This is a genomic window from Noviherbaspirillum sp., from assembly GCF_035944575.1.
Classification (GTDB): Bacteria; Pseudomonadota; Gammaproteobacteria; order Burkholderiales; family Burkholderiaceae_D; genus Noviherbaspirillum.
In genome coordinates this window covers 1-24,549 of record NZ_DASZBA010000087.1, presented here as the reverse complement: position 1 = coordinate 24,549, position 24,549 = coordinate 1, and the positions used below count along the sequence as shown (strand labels likewise).

The 24,549-nt window shown below is 61.1% G+C and carries 18 protein-coding genes; 17 read left to right on the top strand and 1 reads right to left on the bottom strand.

The features are described 5' to 3' along the window. The 16 genes from VGU61_RS22610 to tagF all read left to right on the top strand — a co-directional run. The coding region (locus VGU61_RS22610; protein WP_414691597.1) for a type VI secretion system accessory protein TagJ at positions 1-146 on the top strand (146 nt) is incomplete at its 5' end. A 45-nt stretch (positions 147-191) separates the two neighbouring features. Then, positions 192-707, top strand: coding sequence for a type VI secretion system baseplate subunit TssE (tssE, locus tag VGU61_RS05105; RefSeq protein WP_326858024.1), 516 nt, complete (start codon positions 192-194; stop codon positions 705-707). A 21-nt stretch (positions 708-728) separates the two neighbouring features. Further along, entirely contained in the window at positions 729-2,606 is a 1,878-nt protein-coding gene (gene tssF / locus VGU61_RS05100; protein ID WP_326858023.1) for a type VI secretion system baseplate subunit TssF, read from the top strand. After that, positions 2,591-3,607: a type VI secretion system baseplate subunit TssG gene (tssG, locus tag VGU61_RS05095; RefSeq protein WP_326858022.1), complete on the top strand. Its 1,017-nt coding sequence runs from the start codon at positions 2,591-2,593 to the stop codon at positions 3,605-3,607. The genes tssF and tssG overlap by 16 nt, the downstream gene beginning before the upstream one ends. 13 nt (positions 3,608-3,620) lie before the next feature. Continuing rightward, the gene (gene tssH / locus VGU61_RS05090; protein WP_326858021.1) at positions 3,621-6,317 is read left to right on the top strand and encodes a type VI secretion system ATPase TssH; all 2,697 of its coding nucleotides are present in this window, start codon (positions 3,621-3,623) and stop codon (positions 6,315-6,317) included. A 53-nt stretch (positions 6,318-6,370) separates the two neighbouring features. Further along, positions 6,371-7,012: a hypothetical protein gene (locus VGU61_RS05085; RefSeq protein WP_326858019.1), complete on the top strand. Its 642-nt coding sequence runs from the start codon at positions 6,371-6,373 to the stop codon at positions 7,010-7,012. Positions 7,013-7,121: 109 nt separating this feature from the next. Continuing rightward, positions 7,122-7,760: a hypothetical protein gene (locus VGU61_RS05080; protein WP_326858018.1), complete on the top strand. Its 639-nt coding sequence runs from the start codon at positions 7,122-7,124 to the stop codon at positions 7,758-7,760. A 32-nt stretch (positions 7,761-7,792) separates the two neighbouring features. Next, positions 7,793-8,323, top strand: a complete 531-nt coding sequence (locus VGU61_RS05075) for a hypothetical protein (protein ID WP_326858017.1) — start codon at positions 7,793-7,795, stop codon at positions 8,321-8,323. Positions 8,324-8,443: 120 nt separating this feature from the next. Beyond that, positions 8,444-9,085 (top strand): M91 family zinc metallopeptidase, encoded by a 642-nt coding sequence (locus tag VGU61_RS05070; protein WP_326858016.1) that lies wholly within the window; start codon positions 8,444-8,446, stop codon positions 9,083-9,085. A gap of 77 nt (positions 9,086-9,162) precedes the next feature. Then, positions 9,163-9,552 carry a DUF4280 domain-containing protein gene (locus VGU61_RS05065; protein WP_326858014.1) on the top strand — a complete coding sequence of 130 codons (390 nt, stop codon included), beginning with the start codon at positions 9,163-9,165 and terminating at the stop codon, positions 9,550-9,552. Positions 9,553-9,627: 75 nt separating this feature from the next. Next, complete coding sequence (locus VGU61_RS05060) at positions 9,628-11,763, top strand: type VI secretion system Vgr family protein (protein WP_326858013.1); 2,136 nt, start codon at positions 9,628-9,630, stop codon at positions 11,761-11,763. A 325-nt stretch (positions 11,764-12,088) separates the two neighbouring features. Next, positions 12,089-13,465 (top strand): type VI secretion system-associated FHA domain protein TagH, encoded by a 1,377-nt coding sequence (gene tagH, locus VGU61_RS05055; RefSeq protein ID WP_326858012.1) that lies wholly within the window; start codon positions 12,089-12,091, stop codon positions 13,463-13,465. Positions 13,466-13,532: 67 nt separating this feature from the next. Continuing rightward, positions 13,533-14,864 (top strand): type VI secretion system baseplate subunit TssK, encoded by a 1,332-nt coding sequence (gene tssK, locus VGU61_RS05050; RefSeq protein ID WP_326858011.1) that lies wholly within the window; start codon positions 13,533-13,535, stop codon positions 14,862-14,864. A gap of 5 nt (positions 14,865-14,869) precedes the next feature. Further along, positions 14,870-16,216: a DotU family type VI secretion system protein gene (locus tag VGU61_RS05045; protein ID WP_326858010.1), complete on the top strand. Its 1,347-nt coding sequence runs from the start codon at positions 14,870-14,872 to the stop codon at positions 16,214-16,216. 58 nt (positions 16,217-16,274) lie between these two features. After that, on the top strand, positions 16,275-19,826 hold the full coding sequence (tssM, locus tag VGU61_RS05040; RefSeq protein ID WP_326858009.1) for a type VI secretion system membrane subunit TssM: 3,552 nt from the start codon (positions 16,275-16,277) through the stop codon (positions 19,824-19,826). After that, positions 19,826-20,566 (top strand): type VI secretion system-associated protein TagF, encoded by a 741-nt coding sequence (tagF, locus tag VGU61_RS05035; protein ID WP_326858008.1) that lies wholly within the window; start codon positions 19,826-19,828, stop codon positions 20,564-20,566. Before tssM ends, tagF begins: the two co-directional genes overlap by 1 nt. A gap of 88 nt (positions 20,567-20,654) precedes the next feature. On the opposite strand, the gene VGU61_RS05030 is transcribed toward tagF, so the two are convergent. After that, positions 20,655-21,518, bottom strand: a complete 864-nt coding sequence (locus VGU61_RS05030) for a PP2C family protein-serine/threonine phosphatase (RefSeq protein WP_326858007.1) — start codon at positions 21,516-21,518, stop codon at positions 20,655-20,657. A 267-nt stretch (positions 21,519-21,785) separates the two neighbouring features. On the opposite strand from VGU61_RS05030, the gene VGU61_RS05025 reads away from it, so the two are divergent. Next, positions 21,786-24,413: a protein kinase domain-containing protein gene (locus VGU61_RS05025; protein WP_326858006.1), complete on the top strand. Its 2,628-nt coding sequence runs from the start codon at positions 21,786-21,788 to the stop codon at positions 24,411-24,413. Positions 24,414-24,549: the final 136 nt, after the last annotated feature.

Sequence of the window (24,549 nt, the reverse complement as noted above, 5' to 3'; positions counted from 1 at the left end):
AGACTGAATGGACCGAAAAGGCGACTGACGTTTATTGGGGTGTCGGCCAACGGATGCTGACCACCGACAGGGGCGATTATCCATTGATGGAAATCCGCTCGGTCCAGCTTAACGTGACGGTTGACGTTACCGTAGAAGCGGTCTGAGGATGACGCCGGAAGCACTGTCCATCTTGCCGCGGGGATCGCGGCATGGCTGAACTGACGAGCAAGGAACGGCTGCAACCCTCGCTGCTGGATCGTCTTACCGACGATGAAACCGAAGCTACGCAGGAGCCCCGCGACAAACGCGTGCTGTCCATGCGCGGCCTGCGGAAAGCGGTGCTGCGTGATCTCGGCTGGCTGTTCAATACCACCGGACTGGGCATCCTGCAGGACCTGAAGGAGACCCCCCTCGCGGCACAGTCGGTCATCAATTTCGGCCTGCCCGATTTTTCCGGCAAGACAGCCTCCGGTCTGGATCTATCTGAAGTCGAGAGAAGGCTTCGTCAGGCGATCTGGGACTTCGAACCACGTATCCTCCGCGATTCGGTTCGGATCAAGGCAGTGGCGGTGGAAGACGCTACCGGCAGTCCGAATCACATCGTGTTTGAAGTGCATGGCGAATTATGGGGCCAGCCTTTGCCCGAACGTCTTTACCTGAAAACGGAGCTCGATCTGGAGATCGGCGAAATCAAGGTATTTGACTTCGATTCCGCTCCCGTCTGACGTTTAGCTCATGCCTACCTGATGGATACCAAGCTCCTCCGATACTACGAACGGGAACTGCAGCACCTGCGGGAAATGGGGGGCGAGTTCGCGCGTGACTTCCCGAAAATCGCCGGACGGCTTGGACTGGAAACCTATGCCTGCGCCGATCCCTATGTCGAGCGTCTTCTGGAAGGCTTCAGTTTTCTCGCAGCGCGGGTGCAGCTCAAGATCGATGCCGAATTCCCGCGCTTCACCAATCACTTGCTGGAACTGGTCTATCCGCAGTACCTGGCGCCGACGCCGTCGATGGCGGTAGTGCAACTGCATCCGGACCTGACCGAGGGCAGTCTTGCCGCCGGCTTCAAGGTGGAGCGCGGCACGGCACTGCGGAGCCTGCTCGGCAAGGGCGACCAGACCTCCTGTGAATACCGGACCGCGCATGAGGTGACGATGTGGCCGGTGGAGCTGGCCGAAGCGAAATACTTCACCTACGCCGGCGAGGTTGGCGGCGTGGAGATATCCCGTCTCGGAAGCATCAAGGCAGGGCTGCGCCTGCGACTGAAAGCGACCGCGGGCCTAACCTTCGGGGAAATCCCTCTCGACAAGTTGCCGCTGTACCTGCGGGGCAGCGACTCGCTCCCCGCGCGGATGCTGGAGCAATTGCTGTCGAACGCCGTCGGCATGGTGGTCATGCCGACCAGGCATCCGGCAAGCTGGCACGAGATTGTCGCGAAGAGCAATATCAAGCGTGTTGGATTTGACGACGACCAGGCGTTGTTGCCCTGTGGTCCGCGTTCATTCCAGGGCTACCGCCTGCTGCAGGAATATTTTGCATTTCCCCAGCGCTATATGTTTGCCGAACTGGGCGGACTTGCCAAGGGCATGGCACGCTGCCCGGACAAGGAAATCGACGTCGTCGTTCTGTTCAACCGCGCCGATCCGTCATTGGAGCAGACCGTGTCGGCGGCCAATTTTTCGCTCTATTGCACACCGGCGATCAACCTGTTCCCCAAACGCGCGGACCGCATCCATCTGTCGGACCAGTTTTCCGAATACCATGTCGTGCCCGACCGCACCCGGCCCATGGATTTCGAGGTGTACCAGGTATCGGGGGTGAAAGGGTACGGGACCGGCCCGGACGCCGAACAACTCTTCAGCCCATTCTATTCCTCCAACGATTTGCAGTCCGGCAGCCAGGAGAAAGCCTACTACCAGGTAAGGCGTGGCCGCCGTCTGCTCTCCGAGCGGCAGCGTCGGCAGGGTCCGCGCTCAAGCTACATAGGCAGCGAGATTTTCCTGTCGCTGGTGGATTCGGTCGAAGCGCCGTACAAAAGCAGCCTGCGTCAGCTCGGCATCGATACCCTTTGCACCAATCGCGACCTCGTCCTCAGCATGCCGGTCGGCAGCGGCAAGACCGACTTCACCGTCGAGTCGAGTGCGCCGGTGCAGTCCGTGCGCTGCGTCGCCGGACCAACTGTGCCGTCGCCGTCACATGCGGAAGGCGAAACCGCCTGGCGGCTGGTCAGTCACCTGTCTTTGAATTACCTGTCGCTGATGGACAGCAGCGAGAAGGAAGGCGCGGTTGCGTTGCGAGATCTGATGCGCCTGTATTGCTCCGCGTCCGACGCAGCAAGCCACGCACAGATCGAAGGGCTCAGGTCCGTGACCGCATCGCCGATCGTCCGCCGCCTTCCGGTGCCCGGGCCGATTACCTACGGACGCGGTTTGCAGGTCGCGGTGACGATGGAGGAATCAGCGTTCGAAGGTATCGGCGTGTTTCTCCTGGGCGCGGTGCTGGAGCAATTCTTCGCCAAATACGTATCACTGAATTCCTTTACTGAAACGGTGGTGAAAACCACCAAGCGCGGTGAGATCATGAAGTGGCCGGCGAGGGTGGGGCGATGCGAAATCCTGTAGACATCCTCCAGCGGCTCGAATCGGACCCGGCCACATTCGATTTTTTTGCCGCCTTGCGTCGCATCGAATGCGCCTACCCCGACAAGCCGCGCATCGGCCAGTCACAGCGTCCACAGGATGACGCCGTGCGCTTCGGCCAGCCGCCGTCGCTCTCCTTCGCGCATTCGATGATCGAGTCATTCACGCCGGCCACCGGCGATCAGCCACCGCGCGTGGAAGTCAATTTCTTCGGCCTGCTGGGCGCCAATGGTCCGATGCCTGTACATCTGACCGAGTACATCCGTGATCGGGTACGCAATGCCAACGATCCGACTCTGGCCCGCTTCCTGGACGTATTTCATCACCGCATGATCGCACTGTTTTACCGGAGCTGGGCCAGTGCGCAACCGGCGGTCAGTCTGGACCGGCCGGAGTCGGACCGGTTTGCCGACTACGTCGGCTCGCTGATCGGTATCGGCATGAAATCGCTGCATGATCGTGATGCTGCGCCGGATTTCGCCAAGCTGCACTATGCCGGCCGGTTGTCGGCACACGCCCGCAACGCCGAAGGCCTGGCAGCCATCCTGTCCGATTTCTTCCGGCTGCCGGTGGCGCTGAAGGAATTCGTCGGCCACTGGATGACGCTGCCCGCCGATGGCCGGTGCAGGCTGCGCAGCGGGCCTGACGCCGAGGTGCTCGGCATGACAACCGTGCTCGGGTCAAAAGTCTGGAATTGCCAGCACAAGTTTCGCATCGAGATTGGTCCTGTCGATTTTGAGCAATACCAGCACATGCTGCCCGGCGGCGACAGCATCAAGCGTCTCGTCGCATGGGTGCGCAATTACGCGGGCGTCGGCTACAACTGGGACGTCAACCTGATTTTGAAGAAAGAAGAAGTGCCGCGGCTCACATTGGGCAAGCAATCCAGGCTCGGATGGACCACCTGGCTCAGCAGTCGTACCCCGAAGCAGGACGACAGGCAGCTCCTGCTCAACCCGACCAATCACATCAACCAGCTCTAAAAAGGATCTCACCATGGCGGAAATCAGTCGCGTAGCCTTGTTCGGCAAACTCAACAGCCTCTGTTACCGGGCGATCGAGAGCAGCACCGTATTCTGCAAGCTGCGCGGCAATCCGTACGTGGAGCTGGTCCACTGGCTGCACCAGATCATGCAGCTGCAGGATTCCGACCTGATGCGTGTCGTCAAGCATTACGGACTCGATCCGGCGGGACTGGCGCGCGACATCACCGAGGCGCTGGACCGTCTTCCACGCGGCTCCACCTCCGTAACAGACCTGTCGTCGCAGGTGGAAGAGGCGGTCGAACGCGGCTGGGTGTTTGGCACCCTGATGTTTGGCGAATCGCAGGTGCGGTCCGGTCACCTGCTGGTCGGCATCCTCAAGACCTCATCGCTGCGCAATTCACTGTACGCGATCTCCCGCCAGTTCGAAAAGATCAAGCTCGAGGCCTTCGTGGAGGATTTCACCCGTCTGCTCGGCGAATCCCCCGAAGCGCAGATGAAGGCGACAGACGGCTTCCAGGTCGGTGGCGGTGCTGCACCAGGTGAGGCCAGCGGCGCGGTATCGCCGGCAGCGATGGGCAAGCAGGAAGCGCTGAAGCGGTACACCGTCGACCTGACCGAGCAGGCACGTACCGGCAAGCTCGACCCGATCGTCGGCCGTGACGACGAAATCCGTCAGGTGATCGACATCCTGATGCGTCGTCGCCAGAACAACCCGATCCTGACCGGCGAAGCCGGCGTGGGCAAGACCGCGGTGGTGGAAGGATTCGCCCAGCGCATCGTCGCCGGCGACGTACCGCCATCGCTCAAGGACGTGACGCTACGCACGCTCGACGTCGGTCTTCTGCAGGCCGGCGCCAGCATGAAGGGCGAGTTCGAGAACCGCTTGCGCCAGGTGATCGAGGAGGTGCAGTCGTCCGAGAAGCCGGTAATCCTGTTTATCGACGAAGCCCATACGCTGGTTGGCGCCGGCGGTGCTGCCGGTACCGGCGATGCGGCCAACCTGCTCAAGCCTGCATTGGCGCGCGGCACATTGCGCACTGTCGCTGCGACGACATGGGCCGAGTACAAAAAGCATATTGAAAAGGACCCGGCGCTGACCCGCCGTTTCCAGGTCGTCCAGGTACCAGAGCCGACTGAGGAAAAAGCAATCCTGATGATGCGCGGCATCGCCTCGACGATGGAGAAGCACCACAAGGTGCAGGTACTCGACGAGGCACTGGAAGCCGCGGTCAAGCTATCGCACCGCTACATTCCTGCGCGCCAGTTGCCGGATAAATCAGTCAGCCTGCTCGATACCACCTGCGCACGGGTCGCGGTCAGCCAGCATGCGACGCCGCCGGCCGTTGACGACTGCCGCAAGCGCATCACCGCGCTGGAGACCGAACTGGAAATCATCGCGCGGGAAACCGCGGTCGGTGTCGACACCAATTCACGCCATACCGTCGCACAGGAAAAGCTCGATGCGGAGCGTGTCCGTCTGGCCGATCTCGAAACCCGCTGGAATGCGGAAAAGGAACTTGTAACCCGCATCCTCGAGTTGCGCGGCAAGCTGCGCACCGTCACCGGCAAGGTGGAGGGCGCGGCCGACGCACCGGTTGCAGAGGCTGGCGCGGCGGAACGCGACGCATGGCTGGAGGAACTGAAGACATTGCAGGCAACGCTCGCGGCACACCAGGGCGAGTCGCCGCTGATCCTGCCGACGGTCGATCACCAGGCGGTCGCATCGGTGGTACAGGACTGGACCGGCATCCCGGTCGGTCGCATGGTTCGCAACGAGATCGAGAATGTTCTCAAGCTCGCCGATACGCTCAGCAAACGGATCATCGGCCAGCGGCATGGCCTGGACATGATCGCCAAGCGCATCCAGACATCCCGCGCCGGTCTGGACAATCCGAGCAAGCCGATCGGCGTCTTCATGCTGGCCGGCACATCAGGCGTCGGCAAGACCGAAACCGCGCTGGCCCTGGCCGAGGCGCTGTACGGCGGCGAGCAGAACATCATCACCATCAACATGAGCGAGTACCAGGAAGCGCACACCGTCTCCACGCTCAAGGGTGCGCCGCCGGGCTATGTCGGCTATGGCGAAGGCGGCGTCCTGACCGAAGCGGTGCGCCGTCGCCCCTACAGCGTCGTGCTGCTGGACGAAGTGGAAAAAGCACATCCGGACGTGCATGAAATCTTCTTCCAGGTGTTCGACAAGGGCTGGATGGAAGACGGCGAGGGCCGCGTCATCGACTTCAAGAACACGCTGATCCTGCTGACGACCAATGCCGGCACCGACATGATCATGAACCTGTGCAAGGACCCGGACCTGATGCCGGAGCCGGACGGCATTGCCAAGGCGCTGCGCGAACCGCTGCTGAAGGTGTTCCCGCCCGCGCTGCTGGGGCGCGTGGTCGTGATTCCGTACTATCCGCTCAACGATGAAATGATCGGCGCGATCATCCGCCTGCAGCTCGGCCGCATCGAAAAGCGCATCGGCCAGAGCCACAAGGTGCCGTTCACCTATACCGACGATGTCGTCAAGCTGATCGCAAGCCGATGCACCGAGCTGGAAAGCGGCGGACGGATGATCGATGCGATTCTGACCAATTCAGTCTTGCCGACGATCAGCGGCGAGTTCCTGAAGCGGATGATGGAAGGGAAGTCTATTACCAGGGTGCACGTGACCGCTGAAGGTGGGGAATTTGCCTATTCGTTTGAATGAACCCGGGTTGCGCAGCTCCCGTTGCGAATTCTCTCTGACAAAAGGAAGTCCACATGATTAACGGCAGCCTGCAGGATTCCGACTTCAGCAAGGAACCGGCGTATATCCAGGAAGCGTTCCTGAATGGAAAAGCCCGTGTCGTCTCGCTTAAATCGGGCATGAAGTTATTCAAGCTTTCCTCGTACACGGTGCAGGAAGGCAGGAACGGTTTCCTGTCGCCGTGGTGGTCCGCGGTCGACCCGTTCGAGGAGGATAAGCTCGGTGCGCGGGGCCGCTATCTCGAAGCGAAGGCAAACAGCGTCAGCATGCGCGAGATGGTGCGCTTTGCGTCGGCAATCCGCATCGACTGGAACGACATCGAGGAATACCAGGAAATCGCATTACAGGATGGCGCCAAGGCGTATTGGGGAGGGTTTGCGCCGCAGCCGGCGGCCACCAAGGTGGATAGCTCGAAGTTCTCGCTGGACAGTCCGATGTCAGTGAAGGACATGAATGCGATGGTCGGCCAGATGGTCACCAACGCAACCAAGCGCAAGCGGCTGAAGGATATGGGTGTGTATGTGCCGGACACGCTGGGCGGCATCGAGGCCTGGCAGCTTTACATTCCGAACCTGAAGCTCGCGGATGTCAAGGTCGTGCCATCCATTCCATCGCATGACATGGCAGCCCTCGGGCTGCATTTCAGCGTCATTTGATCCTCCGCCGTGCGGGATTGACGTCCGGTGAACGCAAGAATGGCGCATCAATGCAACAGGAAGCCTTACGCACTACTACCGCATCAAATTGATTAAAGCTAGAAAAAACATGCCAAATTTTACTTCCTGGAAGACGATTTCCGACTTGAAGCGCTTTCGCGTCGCCAAGTACAAGCAGCGTCGCCAGATCAAATCCCGTCCTCTCCTGGCGGCCTTGCCGGAGGTACAGATCGGCGGCTGTACCGGACTGTCGTTTGGCTGGGTCCAGCGCTATCGCAAGGTGCCGGCAGAAGTGGCGTCGAAACGCATCGACTACCTGAATTCGGACCAGGGGTGGCGCAATATCGACTACTTCGCCGGGTTCTTCAACAACTTGCCGGCAGCAAGCTATGGCGAGCGCGTTGACGTGGTGGCGCCGGCAGCGGTCGGCATGCGTCGGCGAGGCACGGTCAGCGAAACCAACTACGCAACCTTCGGGTCGGCGCTGACGCATCTTTACGCCAATCCCGGTTTTTACATCATCATCATGAACCTGCAGGGAATGCCGACCAACCATTTGTGCGCGCTGTATGCCCACCCCGACGGAATGATTTTCTTTGATCCCAATTCGGGCGAGTACAAGGTGCCACGGGGACGTATGCTTGATTTCTTCCTCGCGCTCGTGCGGCAATATGCAACCTATGTGACGTCGGCAGGTGCGAAGGTTCCCCTGTCGTTTCGGGAAATTCAGTTTCATCACCTCGGTTAGCCGGGAGTACCGGCCATCTACGGACAACAAAAATGAGCGCATTCTTTCACAATTCATTCTTCGAAAAGCATATGTGGGTCGTCGAGGGCAAGGTCGGTGACCTGGATAACATGGCGAACGAGGCGATAGAGATCTGGAACAATCGCAACGTATCGATCAGTACCCTCATCGTCTGCGGTCCGGGCGACCGCGAGAAATTCCTGGCGCAGGTGGACAAGGCGCCAAGCGTCGCGCGTATCCCGATTTCGCTCGATTACGCGATTGCCGTCAACGTCGACCGCCAGTACTACAACATTTACCGCCACCCCAGCTTTGAAGTGGCTGCCTTCGTCCAGGGCAAGCACCGTTATGTGCACCATATGTTCGGCATCACCGGCGGAGAATATGTGAAGCGCGAGGCAGGCCCGTACTGGCTGGCTTTCGTAGGGCCGCTGTGGAAGAACGGATCGGTCAATGGGCCGGCCCCGGTCGTCGCGCCGCCCGGCCCGGTTGCCACGGCGGGGATGCCGGTTGCTGCGGCCCTGCCGCCGAAGAGTTTCGCCGACATGGTAAAAGGCACCTGATCTAGGCATCCGCCAGGTTGCCGAGCGGCTGACAACAGCTCCAATCTGGTCATGGCCGGGCCTGGTTGCCGGCCCGTACAAGGTGCAATAACCATGATTTTTTAATTGAGGGATATCACCATGGCAGAGATCATCGCCCCGCTACCGGATTATCCGGGTATCGCCTGCAAGTACGATACCGCTGCAAACCCGTTTTTCGTACCGATCGTGCGGGAAGCGCTTGCCAAGATCGCAGAGTCGCCGACCGGCGCAAAGCTGCTTGACCTCATCGCCAAGGCGACACCGCGACACAGGGCGGATTTCCCTCCATCGGTGAACGTCATGGTGGTTCCGCAATCGATGACGTTCGTACAGTCGGGATACAAGGCGGCGTACTATGCCGGCGGAGGAATGAACAAAACCCTGCAGAAATCGGACGATCCACGTCACAAGGCACCGGAGGGCTGCAGCTTCTACAAACTCGGCGGGAGCCAGAACGCAGCCAAGGACCCGATGTCATCGACGGTCAAAGGGCAGGGCACGGTCTGCACCATGTACTTCACCAACGTGGAAGTCGTGACCAGCAAGGGCGAAGCGGCGCGGCCTTATATCGTGCTGGCGCATGAACTGATCCATTCCTACCACTGCCTTTACGGAATCAAGAAGGAGGGCAAGGATGAAGAATTGTGCACCACCGGGATCGACGGTTTCGAAGACCAGGAAATCACCGAAAACAAGATCCGGACTGAACTGAAGGTGCAGAAACGGCTGGCGTATTTTTGATGTGCCCGGTACGTTTGCGTCCGCCAAGCCTGTCGCCTTGCATCGCGTTTCAGCTCGCCTAACAAAACAATAGACACATGCCAAATCAAGTCTCCATGGGTGCCATGCTCCAATGTTCGTTCGGCGTCGCGCCTTCGAGCCTGGTTGTGCTGCCGACCAACAAAGTCATGGCGGAAGGTCCACCCGCTGCCAACATCATGGATCACAAGCCACTGGTGAACATCATGCCGTTCGGGATGTGCAGTTCGCCGGCCAACCCGACGGTGGCGGCCGCGACCGCGGCGGCGCTCGGCGTGCTTACCCCGATGCCGTGCGTGCCAGCCACCTCTTCGCCATGGGTCGTGGGCGCGCCAACGGTACTGATCGCCAATATGCCGGCGCTGGACAACGTGTCGAAATGCATCTGCAATTGGGGTGGCGTCATCAGCATCGTCAATCCGGCGACGGTAAAAACCATGATTCCGTAACGGTGCCTTTGCTTTCCTTCATCGGTTGACAACTCCACTTACCGCCGCCGGAATGCGGCAATGACAATAAACAACATGCCAGCAACACAAGCAAACAGGGAGATATCGGTTACCTGCGCACTCGGCGCGGATGTCTTGCTGTTCCGCCGCATGACCGGCACCGAGCAGCTCGGCGCGCTAAGCGAGTACAACCTCGACCTGCTGAGCGAGCGGGCGGACCTGAATATCGACGACCTGCTCGCGACCCTGCTGACGGTGTCGGTGGACCTGCCGCAGGTGCAGGGCGGACAGCGGCACTTCAACGGGTTCGTCACCCGCTTTGCCCTGACCGGCAAGCAGGGACGGTACTCGACCTACCAGGCAACCGTACGGCCGTGGCTGTGGTTCCTGACGCGGTCGGCCGACTGTCGCATTTTTCAGGACAAGACCGTTATCGAGATTATCAAGGCGGTGTTCGAGCCCTACACCGTGGCCGACTTCGACGTCACGATGCTGGAAGGCGAGTACACGGCGATGCCGTATTGCGTGCAGTACCGCGAAACCGACTTCAACTTTGTCAGCCGCCTGTTGGAGAAGGAGGGAATTTACTACTACTTCAAGAGCGAGCTCGGCAGGCATACCATGGTCCTGGCCGATTCCTACGGCGCACATCAGTCGATCACTAATTTCGCCGAAATTCCCTATGCCACCCGCGACGACGACACGATGAAACTGAGCGAGGTGATGTACGACTGGACCATGGGCGGCGAGGTCCAGCCCGGCGCCTACGTGCTCCGGGATTACGACTTCGAGAAACCGACGGCGAGCAGCTCGTCGCTGCTGGTGCGATCGGCGCTGGTGCGCACCTATGACCAGTCGACCCACGAGATCTTCGACTATCCGGGCAAGTTCATCGCACGCGCAAAGGGCGAAAGCTACGCACAGGCGCGCATCGAGGCGATGCATACCCGTTATGAGCGGGTATATGCCGGCAGCAACGCGCGCGGCGTGTTTCCCGGCGGTCTGTTCACGTTGACCGGGCATCCGCGTGCCGACCAGAACAGCGATTACCTGGTGGTTTCCGCTGAATACACCCTGGCATCCGACTTCTATGAGCCGGTGCCGCCGAAGGAGCCGAGCCCGGTGTTCGTCTGCTCCCTGTCTGCGATTCGCAAGGAACATGCGTATCGCCCGGACTGCACGGCGCGCAAGCCGTACGTGCGCGGTCCCCAGACGGCCATGGTGGTGGGCAAGGCGGGCGAGGAAATCTGGACCGACAAGTACGGACGCGTCAAGGTGCAATTCCATTGGGACCGGGTTGGTCCGGAAGACGAAACCAGCTCCTGCTGGGTCCGGGTGTCGCAGGGATGGGCCGGCAAGCGCTGGGGCATCATGTTCATCCCGCGCATCGGCCACGAGGTCGTGGTGAGCTTCCTGGAAGGCGATCCCGACCAGCCGCTGATCACGGGCAGCGTTTACAACGCGGATACGATGCCGCCGTACACGCTGCCCGACCACGCGACCCGGTCGACTATCAAATCGAATTCTTCCAAGGGCGGCCAGGGTTACAACGAGATTCGCTTCGAGGACAAGAAGGGCAGCGAGCAGATCTTCATCCACGCCGAGAAAAACCAGGATAACCGGGTGAAGAACGATTCCCTGGAATGGATCGGCAACAACCGGCACCTGGTGGTGACGCAACACAGACATGAAAAGATCGGCGGCGACGCCCATCTGGCGATCACCGGCAACTACAAGATGAAAATTGCCGGGAACACCCACAAGACGGTGACCGGCAGCTACAACGAAAAAATAGATGGCGGCATGCATAGCGCCGTCACCGGAGACCATAACGAGAAGGTCGACGGCGGCAGGAGCACGACCGTCACCGGCGACAACAAGGTGAAAGTCGACGGCACGCTGTCGCAGGACGTCGGGATGGCGATCCAGAATAAGGCCGGCACCAAGTTCGGCGTCGATGCCGGAACCGACATCCATATCAAGGCCGGCACGAACGTGGTCATTGAAGCGGGCGTCAGTATCACGCTCAAGGCGGGCGGCGGCTCGGTGGTGATCGGACCGACCAGCGTGTCGGTCACGGGAACGCCCATCCTGCTCAATAGCGGCGGTTCGGCGGGCAGCGGATCGGGCGTCACGGTCAGCGCCCCGACCGCGCCAACCGCCCCGACAGATCCGGAAGCGCCGACCGATGCCGATGACGGAACGACATGAGGAAGTGGCAAGCGTAGCCACTGGGAAAGTCGGGACGTATAATGTTGCGGGTTTGAAAGGCGGTTTGGTGGAGACAAGTCTCTGTTAAAACATGGCTGTTTTGACCCGTAGGTGAATAGCGCCTTAAACCCTCGTAGGGGACGGTAGGGATGGGGCGGCCCGCGTAGAGGGTGTGAAGGTTGCGCCATCGTCGCGATTTGTTTGACCCTGCTGCCGCACCATGATCCTCCCTCCGAGAGAGGGAGGGAATCCACATGCGGAGCAGGGGGTGTCAACGCAGCAGTACTGACCGCAGTTGATTTCATCGATTACCCGGAACATGCCAATGCCGTTAACCCTGCGTATCCAGTCGTACCGAAGCCAGCCGATGTCGGCGCCGATGGTCAAGCGCTTCGACGCATCCGGGGGCTCCGTGGGTCGCACGCCGGAAAACGACCTGGTGCTGAACGACCCCAGCAAGTACATCTCCCGCGCCCACGCCAAGGTTGCCTTCCGCGACGGCGCTTACTATCTCGCCGATACCGGCAGCAATCCCAGCATGGTCAACCAGCGTCCGCTGGGCAATGGACGCGAAGTCAAGCTTGCCCATGGCGACCTGTTGACCATCGGCGACTATGTCATTGAAGTGGTCGTCGAGGCTGAATCCATTTCGCCGGCGTCGGCAGCCGTGAAAACAGCCTTGCCGCCGTTGCCGGAGCCCAAGCCGAAGCCGGTGCCGCCGTTGTTCCAGCCGCCCGTGCCGCCCGCGGCTCAGGCCAGACCATCCGCAGGCCATTTTCCGCATCAGCATGATCCGCTCTCTACGGCCTCCATACTGGGCGGCGTTGGCATCGACCAACCGGCTGTCCGTAGCGGCGCAGATCCGCTGGGACTCAATTTATTCGGCAGCATAGCGCCAGACCCGCAGGCGCATATCATCCGCGGTGCTGAAAGCGACCATGTCTCTCCGGAAGTCCAGGCTTTCCCGGCTGCGCAGAATGTTGCCGCGTCGCCGATGGCAATACCGGACGATTACGACCCTCTGGCCGATTACCGGCCGGCTGCGCCACCCGCCACCGTGGCGCGGCCCGCAGCGCCAACCACGCCAAGCGCACCGACCGGCGCGCAGGACAGTGCCGTGTTGCAGGCGCTCCTGAAGGGGATGGGGTTGTCCGGCGTACCGATGAACCGCCCGGCGACGGAAGTCGCGGAAACCGTGGGCGCGATGTTGCGCGAAGCGGTCACCGGCACGATGGCAGTCCTGGTCGCACGCTCCATGACCAAGCGGGAAAGCCGCATCGAAATGACGATGATTGCGTCGCAGGCCAATAACCCGCTTAAATTTTTCCCGGATGCGCAGAGCGCGCTGAAGCAGATGCTGACCAATGAGCTGAGCGGCTACATGCCGCCAGTGAAATCGATCGGCAGTGCCTTCGATGACCTGAAAGCACATGAACTCGCTGTGATTGCCGGTATGCGTGCCGCGCTGGCCGGCGTGCTTCAGCGTTTCGATCCGGCGATGATCGAGGAGAAGCTGAAGGCATCGAGTGTCATGGACATGATGCTCGCAACGAATCGCAAGGCGAAGATGTGGGATCACATTGTCGAGCTGTACGAAGATATTTCGCGCGAAGCGGACGATGATTTCCAGCGGTTGTTCGGCGATACGTTCTCAGCCGCTTATGAAGAACAGATCAACAGGTTGCGGCGGTCCGGCAAGTAGGCGTTTCGCCGGCAGCCTGCCCATACCTGACAACGAATGAACATTTTTATGACGATGGCGAGGCACAATGTCGTGGAATAGCAAGGTAGTCTGGTCCGAGGGCATGCTGTTGCAGCCCCAGCACCTTCAACAGCACGACCGTTATCTCCAGAGCATGCTGGAGTCGCGCGTCGGCGCGCTTCGACCGTATTCCTGGGGATTTTCGTCGCTCAAGATCGACGAGCAGCAGCTCGCCCTCGGCAAATTGTCCCTGCTGTCCTGTTCCGGCGTGCTGCCGGACGGTACGCCGATTCAATTGCCGGCGGATGACGATCTGCCGCTTCCACTCGATATTCCCGAGGATGCACGCAATGCGCTGGTGGTGCTGGCTTTGCCGACACGCCGCCCGGGCATCGCCGAGGTCAGCAACGAATCGTCCTCTGACGATTTCGCCCGCTACCGCAAGGCGGAGTACGAAGCCTGGGACAGCAACGGCGAGGACAACAGCGCGCTGATGCAGGTCGGCAAGCTGCGCCTGAGGCTTGCTCTGGAGTCGGAGGTGGTCAATGCCTACACCTCGATCGGCGTGGCGCGCATCATCGAACGGCGCGCCGATAACCGGATCGTTCTCGATGCGGAATACTGCCCGCCATGCCTCGACTATCGCATTGCGCCTCGACTTGGCGCGTTCGCTGACGAACTGGTGGGCTTGCTGCATCAGCGCGGCGCTGCATTGTCGGACCGGCTCTGCCAGCCTGGCGCCGGCGGTGCCGCAGAGATCGCCGATTTTCTACTTCTGCAACTGATCAACCGCAGCGAACCGATGTTCGCCCACCTGGCCAGCATGACCGGCCTGCATCCGGAAGAGCTGTATCGGGCAATGGCGCAACTAGCCGGTGAAATGGCGACTTTCAGCAAGCCCAACAAGCGGGCGATCCAGTATCCGCCATACCGGCATGACCGCCTGCGCGAAAGCTTCGCACCGCTGATGGATGACCTGCGCAAATCGCTGTCCATCGTGATGGATGCGCACGCTATCCCGATCCCCCTCGAAGAGCGACAGTTCGGCATCCGCGTGGCGGTGATGCCGGATGCCGAACTGGTGAAATCGGCGGCGTTCGTGTTGGCGGTTAACGCCCAGATGCCAGCGGAGGCGGTGCGCACCGGCTTCCCGCCCAAGGTCAAGATCGGAACCGTCGAAAAGATCCGCGACCTGGTGAACCTGCAATTGCCGGGTATCGGGCTCCGCCCGCTGCCGGTCGCGCCTCGGCAGTTGCCGTATCACGCCGGATTCACCTATTTCGAGCTTGACCGCGGTAGCGACCTTTGGAAAACGCTGCCGACATCGGCCGGCTTTGCGATGCACGTGGCCGGCGACTTTCCCGGTCTGCAGATGGAATTCTGGGCGATTAGAAGGTAAGCACCGTGAGCGCAAACGATCCTCTCGACCCGGCGCTCGACGCCGACCGCACGATGCTGGTGCCGACGCCGGGTGGCCGGCGCCCGGCGGCCGGCCAGGCCGCTCCGGCGCCGGCAGCCATGTACCAAACGGCAGGCACGGCCGCAGCCACGTATCCGGCGGGTGAAGGTCGCACTTCGATCGAGCTGCACGGCAGTGGCCTCAACCCGATCGTGCGGGCGGCCAATCCTTTGCTGGATCTGGTCGTGCCCCTGCGGCATATGGTCGCTCATCCGGACGTCGAAGGATTGCGAGCGCAACTGGTCCATGCAATCAAGAATTTCGAAAGCGAGCTGCGCGCGCGCCGTATCGATGCCGAATCCATCGCGGCGGCGCGTTATGCGTTATGCACCTTCCTCGATGAGACGATTTCCAGCACGCCTTGGGGTGGCAACGGTGTCTGGGCAAGCCGAAGCCTGCTGGTGGCGTTTCACAACGAAGCCTGGGGCGGCGAAAAAGTCTTCATGATCCTGCACCGCCTCAGCCAGGATCCGAGGGCTCATTTGCATCTGCTTGAATTGATGTACCTCTGCCTGGCGCTCGGCCTGGAAGGGCGGTACCGGGTGCTGGAGGGCGGGCGCGACCAGCTTGAAACGCTGCGCGATCGCCTGCACCACATGATCCAGAACCAGCGCGGCAACTATGAGCGCGACCTGTCGTTGCGCTGGCGGGGATCGACTGAAAAACGCGGCGGACTGCTCGGCGTGGTACCTGTCTGGGTGCTGGCGTCGGTGGCAGGTGTCTTTCTGGTGATCCTGCATCTCGTCCTCAGCTATCTGCTCAACAACGAATCCGATCCGGTCTTCGCGTCGCTGCACCAGATCAAGGTCGAGCGCCTTGAGCCGCCTGCGCCGACAGTCGAGGTGCTTGCACCGCTGAGGCTGGCGAAGTTCCTGGCCGAAGATATCGAGCGCGGACTGGTGACGGTGAACGAAACCGCTGGCAAGTCGACGGTGACGCTGCGTGGCGACGGCGTTTTCCCCTCTGGTAGTGCCGAAATCGCACGCGAATTCGAGCCGCTCATGCAGCGCATCGGCGACGCGCTCAAGGCCGTGCCGGGCAAGGTAGTCGTGGTTGGACATACTGACAACGTCCGCGGCTTCTCGGCGCGCTATCCCTCGAACTGGGAACTGTCGAAGGCACGCGCCGGCTCGGTGTTGAAGCTGCTGGCGGAGCGGGCAGGGCCGCCCGACCGCTACAGTGTCGTCGGACGCGGCGAAACCGAACCGCTGGTGCCGAACGACACGCCCGCCAACCGGGCGCGCAATCGCCGGGTTGACATCATTTTGCTCACGCCGGCAGCGCCGCTGTAACCGCGCCTTCGACAAATGGGCCGACCTTGACTCCCAATCGCTGTTTATCTGGACCGCCATGAAGCGACTTTTTTCCTGGATCATCAAACCGTGGGTACTGTCCCTGCTGGGTGTCCTCTTGCTCTCCCTGATTGTCTGGTTCGAAGCGCCATTGCTTGCCTTCGACGGCGTCGAACCGTTTGCGTCGGAGGGGTCCCGCTGGGCGTTGATCGGCGTGTTGTTCGTCCTGTGGATCGCCTACTTCGTCTGGAAGTACATCGCCGCGAAGCTGGCGAACCTGAAGCTGATGAAGGGGATCGCCGGCGACGGGGACAAGACCGCGCCGCGTCCCGGCGCCAATGAATCGGCGGCCGAAGTCGCGGCGCTGGGCAAGCGCATGCAGGAAGCAATGCAGATGCTGCGCAAGGCGAGACTGGGCGGCAAGGCGCGCGGCCAGTATATGTATCAGTTGCCGTGGTATATGTTCGTCGGCGCGCCGGGGTCCGGTAAAACCACCACGCTGACGCAGTCGGGACTGAAGTTTCCCTTGTCCGAAGCGCTGGGCAAGAATGCCATCACCGGCGTCGGTGGCACGCGCAACTGCGACTGGTGGTTCACCGACGAAGCGGTGCTGCTCGATACCGCCGGCCGCTACACCACGCAGGACAGCTTCGCCGAAGTCGATAAGGCTGCCTGGGAAGGATTCCTGCAGCTGCTGAAGAAACATCGCCGCCGCCGTCCGATCAACGGCGTGATCGTCGCACTCAGCGTCGCCGACCTGCTGCAGCAGACCGACAGCGCCCGCCGCGCGCAGGCGCTGGCAATCCGTGAACGGATCAAGGAACTGCACGAGCGTCTTGGCATCCGTTTTCCGATCTACATCATGGTCACCAAATGCGACCTGTTGGCCGGCTTTGTCGAGTTCTTCGACAACCTCGGAAGGGAAGAGCGGGCGCAGGTCTGGGGCATTTCCTATCCGCTGGCCGAAGCCGACCAGGTCGACAGCGCGCTCACAGCATTTCCCGCTGAATTCCAGGCGCTCGAATCGCAGTTGCAGGCGCGCGTTCTGGAACGCATGCAGCATGAACGTGATTTGCAGCGTCGTGCATTGATCTATGGCTTTCCGCAGCAATTCGCCGCCATCGGCGATGTGCTTGGCACCTTCCTCGGCGACGTCTTCCAGTCGACCCGCTACGAGGAAAAGGCGATGCTGCGCGGTGTCTACTTCACCAGCGGCACCCAGGAAGGCAGCCCGATCGACCGCGTCATGGGTTCGCTGGCCGCCGCGTTCGGGCTGGACCGGCAGGTGCTGGCGCCGAACGAAGCCAGCGGGCGCAGCTACTTCATCACCCGCCTTCTGCGGGAAGTGATTTTTCAGGAAGCGGAACTTGCCGGCGCCGACCTGCGCTTCGAGCGCAAGCGGAAGTGGCTGCAATGGGGCGCGATCGGTGCGCTTGCCTCCTTGCTCATTATCACTACCGCCGGACTGGCTACCAGCTATCTGCGCAACCGGAGTTATGTCGCTGATGTGGCTACCCGTGTCGAAGAAATCCAAAAGCTTGCTCATGCCGTCCCGGCGAAGGGCAATCCGGTCTCGACGCTCAAGGTGTTGGATGCGGCCCGCGATCTGCCTGGCGGCTATGCCGACCGCGACAACAGCGCGCCCCTGCTCATGACGCTCGGCCTCTATCAGGGTGACAAGCTGGGCGCCGGCGCTCAGGCCGCCTATCGCAACCTGCTGCGGGACACGCTGCTGCCGAAGATCGTCGAGCGCATGGAAGACCAGTTGCGCAGAGGCAGCGCGAACAGTCCGGAATACCTGTACGAACTGCTCCGGGTGTACCTGATGCTTGGTGACCGAAAGCATTTTGATGCGAGGGCCGTGCGAGCGTGGATCGACTACGACTGGCAGCGCAATCTATCGGATGCCAACGAGACACAGCGCCTTGCATTGTCCAGCCATGTCGCCGCACTGCTGGAAGGCGAAGAACTCAATACGGCCGTCCCGCTGGACGCGATGCTGGTGGCCGACACGCGGCTCATCCTGGCACGCATGCCGTTGGCACAGTGGATCTACGACAGGGTGAAGCGCGACATGGCACGTTCGAACCTGCCCGAGTTCAATATCAGCAGCGCGGGCGGCCGGGATGTGTTGCAGGTATTCGTGCGCCGCAGCGGGCAGCCGCTTACAAGAGGCGTGCCCGGCATGTACACGCTGGCGGGCTACCAGCAGTTCATCGAACAAAGCGACCAGGCGATCGCCGACATGGCGAAGGATAGCTGGGTGCTGGCCAAGCAGGAGTCGGTGGCCGATGCCGAACGCAGCGCACAGCTCAAGGCGTCGGTGCAGCAACTGTATTTCGTCGAGTACATCAAGCAGTGGGACGATCTTCTGGCCGATGTGGGCATCGTGCCTTTCACCAGCCTCGACCAGGGTGCGCGCGTCATGGCGATCCTTGGCGGACCGGATTCACCGCTGCGCAATCTCCTGAAATCGGCAGCTAGGGAAACCATGCTGGACGCACCCAAGCCCAAATCCGCGACTGACACTGCGGCCAATGCCATCAAGGGCAAGCTCGATGCCTACAAGAAGAAGCTCGAAGCCGCTCTGGCGACCGACCTTGACGGGCCTGCACCGGTGGTCAAGTCCAACAACCCGGTCGATTTGCATTTCAGCGAGTTACACAAGCTCGTGGCCAGCGCCGGACCCAACATGGCAATGCCGCTCGACCAGTTGCTGGCTGCGATGATGGAAGTGTCCGCCTATTTCGACGCTGCGGAGAGTGCTCGCCGCACGGGTACGCCGCCACCGCCGGCGGACGCACTGGCCAAGCTCAAGCGCGAAGGCAGCGGCAAGCCGCCAATGGTGGGCGCGCTGGTGCAAAACGTCGACAGCAATGGCTCGGCCCTCACGCTGGGTACCGAGCGTGCGCGCTTGAATGCCCTATGGTCGGCGAACGTCGCGCCGTTCTGCAAGCAGGCCATTGCCGGACGTTATCCGGTGGTGCGCAAAGCGACGGAGGAAACCACGCCGGACGACTTCGGCAAATTCTTCGCACCCGGCGGCCTGATCGACGACTTTTTCCAGAAAAACCTGCTTCCCTATGTCGATATGACCGGCGGCCAGTGGCGCTGGCGGTCGGTAGGTGCCGTTTCGCTCGACCTGCCGCAGGATGTGCTGGCCGATTTCCAGCGGGCGGCACGGATCAGGGATGCATTTTTCGTGGCCGGCGGCAAGCAGCCGTCGATGCGGTTTGAACTGCGTCCAGTGAGCGCCGACCCGAAGATTGCCGAATTGCTTCTGGAAGTGGAGGGGCAGTCCTTCACTTATGAAAAGGGCGGGCCGGCGGACCCTGCATCCTTCCAGCTTCCAAGCGGAAAGCCGAGTCGCGGCGTGTTCTTCGATGTCACCCCCGAAGCCGCGGGGCCGGTGCTGAAAACCGAAGGGCCATGGGCATGGTTCCGCATGATCGACAAGGGCGTGATCGAGCCGACCGCCCAAGGCGAACGCTTCAAGCTGACTTACGACCTGCAGGGGCGCAAATTCGCCATGGAGCTTAGCGCCAGCAGTGTGATCAATCCATTCCGGCGCGACGCGCTGGAACAGTTCCGTTGCCTGGACAAACTATAGTGACTTATCCCGAAACCTCCCCCGGCTTTTTCGGCAAGGTAACCACCCATGGCGACTTTGTGTCGCGGCGCCTGCCTCCCGCCTTCCTGTCGGTTTGGGATAGCTGGCTGCAATATTCGCTCCAGCAGAGCAAGGAAACGTTGGGACAGGAGTGGCTGAATATCTACCTGTCCAGCCCGATCTGGCGCTTTGCCCTGGCGCCAGGCGTGTGCGGTGGCAGCGGCTGGGCAGGCGTACTAATGCCGAGCGTGGACCGCGTAGGACGGCATTTTCCATTGACGATCGCTGCCACACTGCCTGACGGATGGGGTATCGCCGACTGGATCGGCAGGTCCAGGGGATGGTATGACGAGGTTGAAGGACTGGCGCTCTCATCGCTGGACCCGGGGTTCTCCCTGCAGGGGTTCGACCTGCAGTTGGCCGGATTGGCGATCGCGGCGTCGCCTGCGGGATTTGCGATGGATCCGAAGCGAGCCGCTCCGTCGTTGCCGCGCCGTCCTCAGGGAAGCTGCGTTCCTATCACCGACATTACGCAGGCGGGCGCAGCCGCTGCTGCATTTCAGGCAAACTCCGGTCTGCCCTCATTGCATCAATACAGCATGTGGTGGACCGATGGATCGCCTCGGATTGACCCATGCTTTCTTGCAGGGCCGAACCTTCCACTGCATGCATCGTTTGCGGCAATGCTCGACGGAGAGTGGGCAGAGCGGGGGTGGCTAGTTGGTCTGGTGAGTGCGTAGCGACGGGGGGAAGAACCCGGGTGCGCGGAGAACATCCCGCGATTCTCTAAAACTGGGCGGTTGTGTACGCAACGCCGGCCGCCGCATACTAATCCGCTGCAACCAGCAGCACCGTCACGTTATCCCTGCCGCCGCTGTCATTGGCCAGCGCGACCAGCGCCGTACAGGACTCCGCCAGCGTGGCCGGCGTCGTGCGTTCCAGCACTTTCATGATAGCCTCATCGGCGACTTCGCCATGCAGACCGTCGGTGCAGAGCAGGTACAAATCCCCTGATGCCACATCATGACTGCGTACTTCCGGTATTACCGAGGAGGATGGCCCAACTGCCTGCAGCAACAGATTGCGCGGCGGAAGATCACGGAAGTCGCCGGCGTCGATCGCGTCCTGATAGAGAGTCTGGTCGCGGGTAAGCTGGGTCAGCCGGCCGGACCGGTAACGGTAGAGCCGGCTGTCACCCACATGGAACAGTACCAGCGGACCGTTCGCAAAGCTTTGCCAGAACCCGGTGAGCGTTGTGCCCATGCCCTGGCCATCCGGATTGAAACGGGCAAGATTCTCTGCGTACAGCCGTTTGTTGGCGAAGTCCACCGCATCGTGCAGCTTGCTTACGGCCTGCATGGCCGCGTCCGACCAGGTACGGTCGGGATCAGGGGAAAGTCCCGGCGGCGTACGCTGGGATCCCGCCGGGATGGTATCGTCGTTGTCCGGATCGGCAAGCGGTGCCTGATTCTTCAGGAAATGACGCACGGCGCTCAACGCCTCGGCACTGGCAAGCTCGCCGGCATCGTGGCCGCCCATGCCGTCACCGACGACAACAAGGCCGATCTCCTCATCGATCAGAAAATTGTCTTCATTGGAACGCCGGGAGAGCCCGACATCGGTCATCCCAAATGCTGATCCGAGGCCAAGCCTGTGATAGCGGGAGGGGGAAAGCGGCTTCCAGTTAGTCAAAACAACTCCAGTTGGAACGGTGTAACCGAGGACGATACTATGCACCTGCGGCTTTTTCAATGCTCAAGGTGTAATCGTTTTCAACACGCCTTGCTTGCCACAAGCAAATGTTAAAAATACACTGTTGTTTTACCGGCGGGCGCTGACCTGTATCCGTTTTAACGCAAAAGCGGGTCGCAATACGGTGTTAGGGCCGGTTTATCCACGTTAATGCAGGCACTAGCGTCTAAAATGGCGCTAGTTATTTCCAGGCAAGGGCGGTCTTTCATGAATCAAGACAGGATACCGGTCGGTCAGTCCAGCGACGCTAGTGATGTGATTCTCGCATCCGTCGACGATCACGCCAACCTGGCGGCACAAAAGGCCGCATTGGAAAAGCGGGTGCGCGCACTGGAAGCGGTGGTGAGCACCGAACGGAAATTGCGCAAGGTACAGGACGAAGTCGCCGCGGAACTGCGCAAGCGCCTGGAAATGGTCGACACGGCGATCGCCCATGCGGAGCAGACGGCCGATTTTCTGGTCGCAGAAGTGGCAAAGGACGATGACGCCACGGTGCTGGTGCCGGCGCCGGACAACGACGCGACGCGCATTGTCGCCCGGCTCCAGACAATGGCGCCCGTCCCGGCGAATGCCGCGACGCCAGCCGCACCGCGCACCCCGCCACCTCTCGCCGCACCGAAGGAAAACCTCGCCCTGCCGGTCGGCTTCAATCTGTTCGAATACCGCATCGACTCGGTGCTGGGCCAGGGCGGGTTTGGCATTACCTATCTGGCCACGGATGTTCACTTGAACGTGAAAGTGGCGATCAAGGAATACCTGCCCGGCGATTTTGCGCAGCGTGCTTCCGATAAATCGGTGACGCCGCGCTGGCCGGAGGATAGGGAGTTCTATCAGCATGGGCTCGATAGCTTCCTGATCGAGGCTCGCACCCTGGCCACCTTCCGGCATCCGAATATCGTCCGCGTGGCACGCTTCTTCGAAGCCCACCGCACGGCGTACATGGTGCTCGAATACGAGCGAGGCAAGGCCCTGAAGGCGTGGTGGCCGACGCACAATGATCTTCCCGAACAGGAGCTTCTGACATTGCTGCAGCCACTGCTCGACGGGCTCGGATTGGTTCACGAATCGGGCTATCTGCATCGCGACATCAAGCCGGACAATATCTATGTGCGCCGCGAGGACGGCAGCCTGGTGCTGCTCGATTTCGGCGCCGCGCGCCAGACGGTGGGCGACCCGCAGGAAGTCGCTAATGTCATTACGCCTGGTTACGCGCCGATCGAACAATACAAGGGCGGTGAACAAGGGCCGTGGACAGATATCTATGCGCTGGGCGCAACCTTGTACTGGATGATCACCGGCAAGAAACCGCCTGCCGCATCGGATCGCAGCGATACGCTGGACCCCATGGTGCCGGCGGAGGAAGCAGGGAAGGGGCGCTACAGCGTCGAATTCCTTCGCGCGGTTGACTGGGCACTGAAAATCGACGCAAAAGACCGGCCTCAGGATGTGCAGGAATTCCGCCGCCACCTTTTTGCCGGCCATGTGGCCACCCTCGGATTGCAGGAAGCACTTCGCGTCGGTGACGCCGATGCGGCAGGCGGGGAAAGCTGGCGGGTGCTTCTCGACTCGCCGCGGCTGCTGAAAGCGCGCCTGGTGCGTTTCGGCCGTGCGGTGATCCGGCCGGCGTCATGGCCGATGGTGGTCAAGATGACGACGGCGCTGGTGTTTTCCGCATTGGTGCCGATGCTGATCACGGCCAACTACAACCTCACCGGTAGCATTGAAAGCCTGTCGTCGGCGGAGATCCGTAACCTGGAGCAATTGGCGCAGAGCTCGGCCGGCCGTGTCTCGCAGCTCATCAACGACAGCCGCAACCTTGCCAATTATCTCGGAACCGATCCCGAATTCGTCAGCTTCCTGCAACACCCTACCGACGCGGCCAAGGCCTCGATTCAGGCCAAGATTCATAACCTCGTCAAGTCCAACCCCGATGTGTATCCGCTGTTCCTGATGAATCCGGAAGGAACGGCCGTGGCGTCGAGCGATGACGGCGTGATGGGAAAGAACTTCAAGTTCCGCGAGTACTTCAAGGAGGCAATGCAGGGACGTCCGCATATGACGGGCATGGTGGTCGGATCGACCGCCGGTGCACCGGGCATCTACTATTCCAATCCGGTGCGTGACTCCGAACGCAACGTGATCGGCGTCGTGGTGCTGCGCATCAAGGGAACGACTGTCGCCAGCATTTTGGGCGAGATCACTCGCGGCACGCGCCTCACGCCATTCCTGGTGGACGGCGACGGGGTGATGATCTACCACCCCGACCAGACGCAGCTATACCGGAGCCTCACGCCGCTTCCGAGTGAAAAGCTGAAACAGATCGTGGCCGACCAGCGCTTCCGACGGAACAAGATCGAAACCCTGAATATGCCCGATCTCGCCAATGCGATCGTAGGTGCCAAGTCGATCGGCAACATCAGTTACCACTCGACACTATCCGGCACGACCGAAGTGGCCGGCTTTGCACCCGTGATCGGGCACAACTGGGTTGTCGCGGTGTCCGAATCACGCCAGGCGTTCGAACAGCCGCTTAACCAGCTTTTCACCAACGTGATGTACAGCGTCATCCTCGTCGGACTGATATTTTTCGTCTTCGCGGTGATGTTCGCCCGAAGCATCGTCCGTCCGATCGAAAGCCTGACCGTCGCGGCGCATGCGTTGAAGAGCGGGGACTACGAGAAGGCCAATATCAAGGTAACGTCGGACGACGAGATCGGTAAACTTGCCCGGACGTTCAACGTGATGATCGACGTCCTTCGCCAGCGTGACCGCGAGCACAAGCGGCGGCAGCCCGCCAAGCGCAACCCGCTCGGACTGTCGGACGATGGCAGCTGATCCTGCGGATAACCCGCATGAGGCAACAGGAATAGAAGCGGGGAGCATGCTCCCCGTTTTTACTTCGCAAACCGTGGTGAATGGTACTCGGGCGCGCCGCGGCGGCGCTTGCAAGTGTCAGATTTTCTCGATGCCG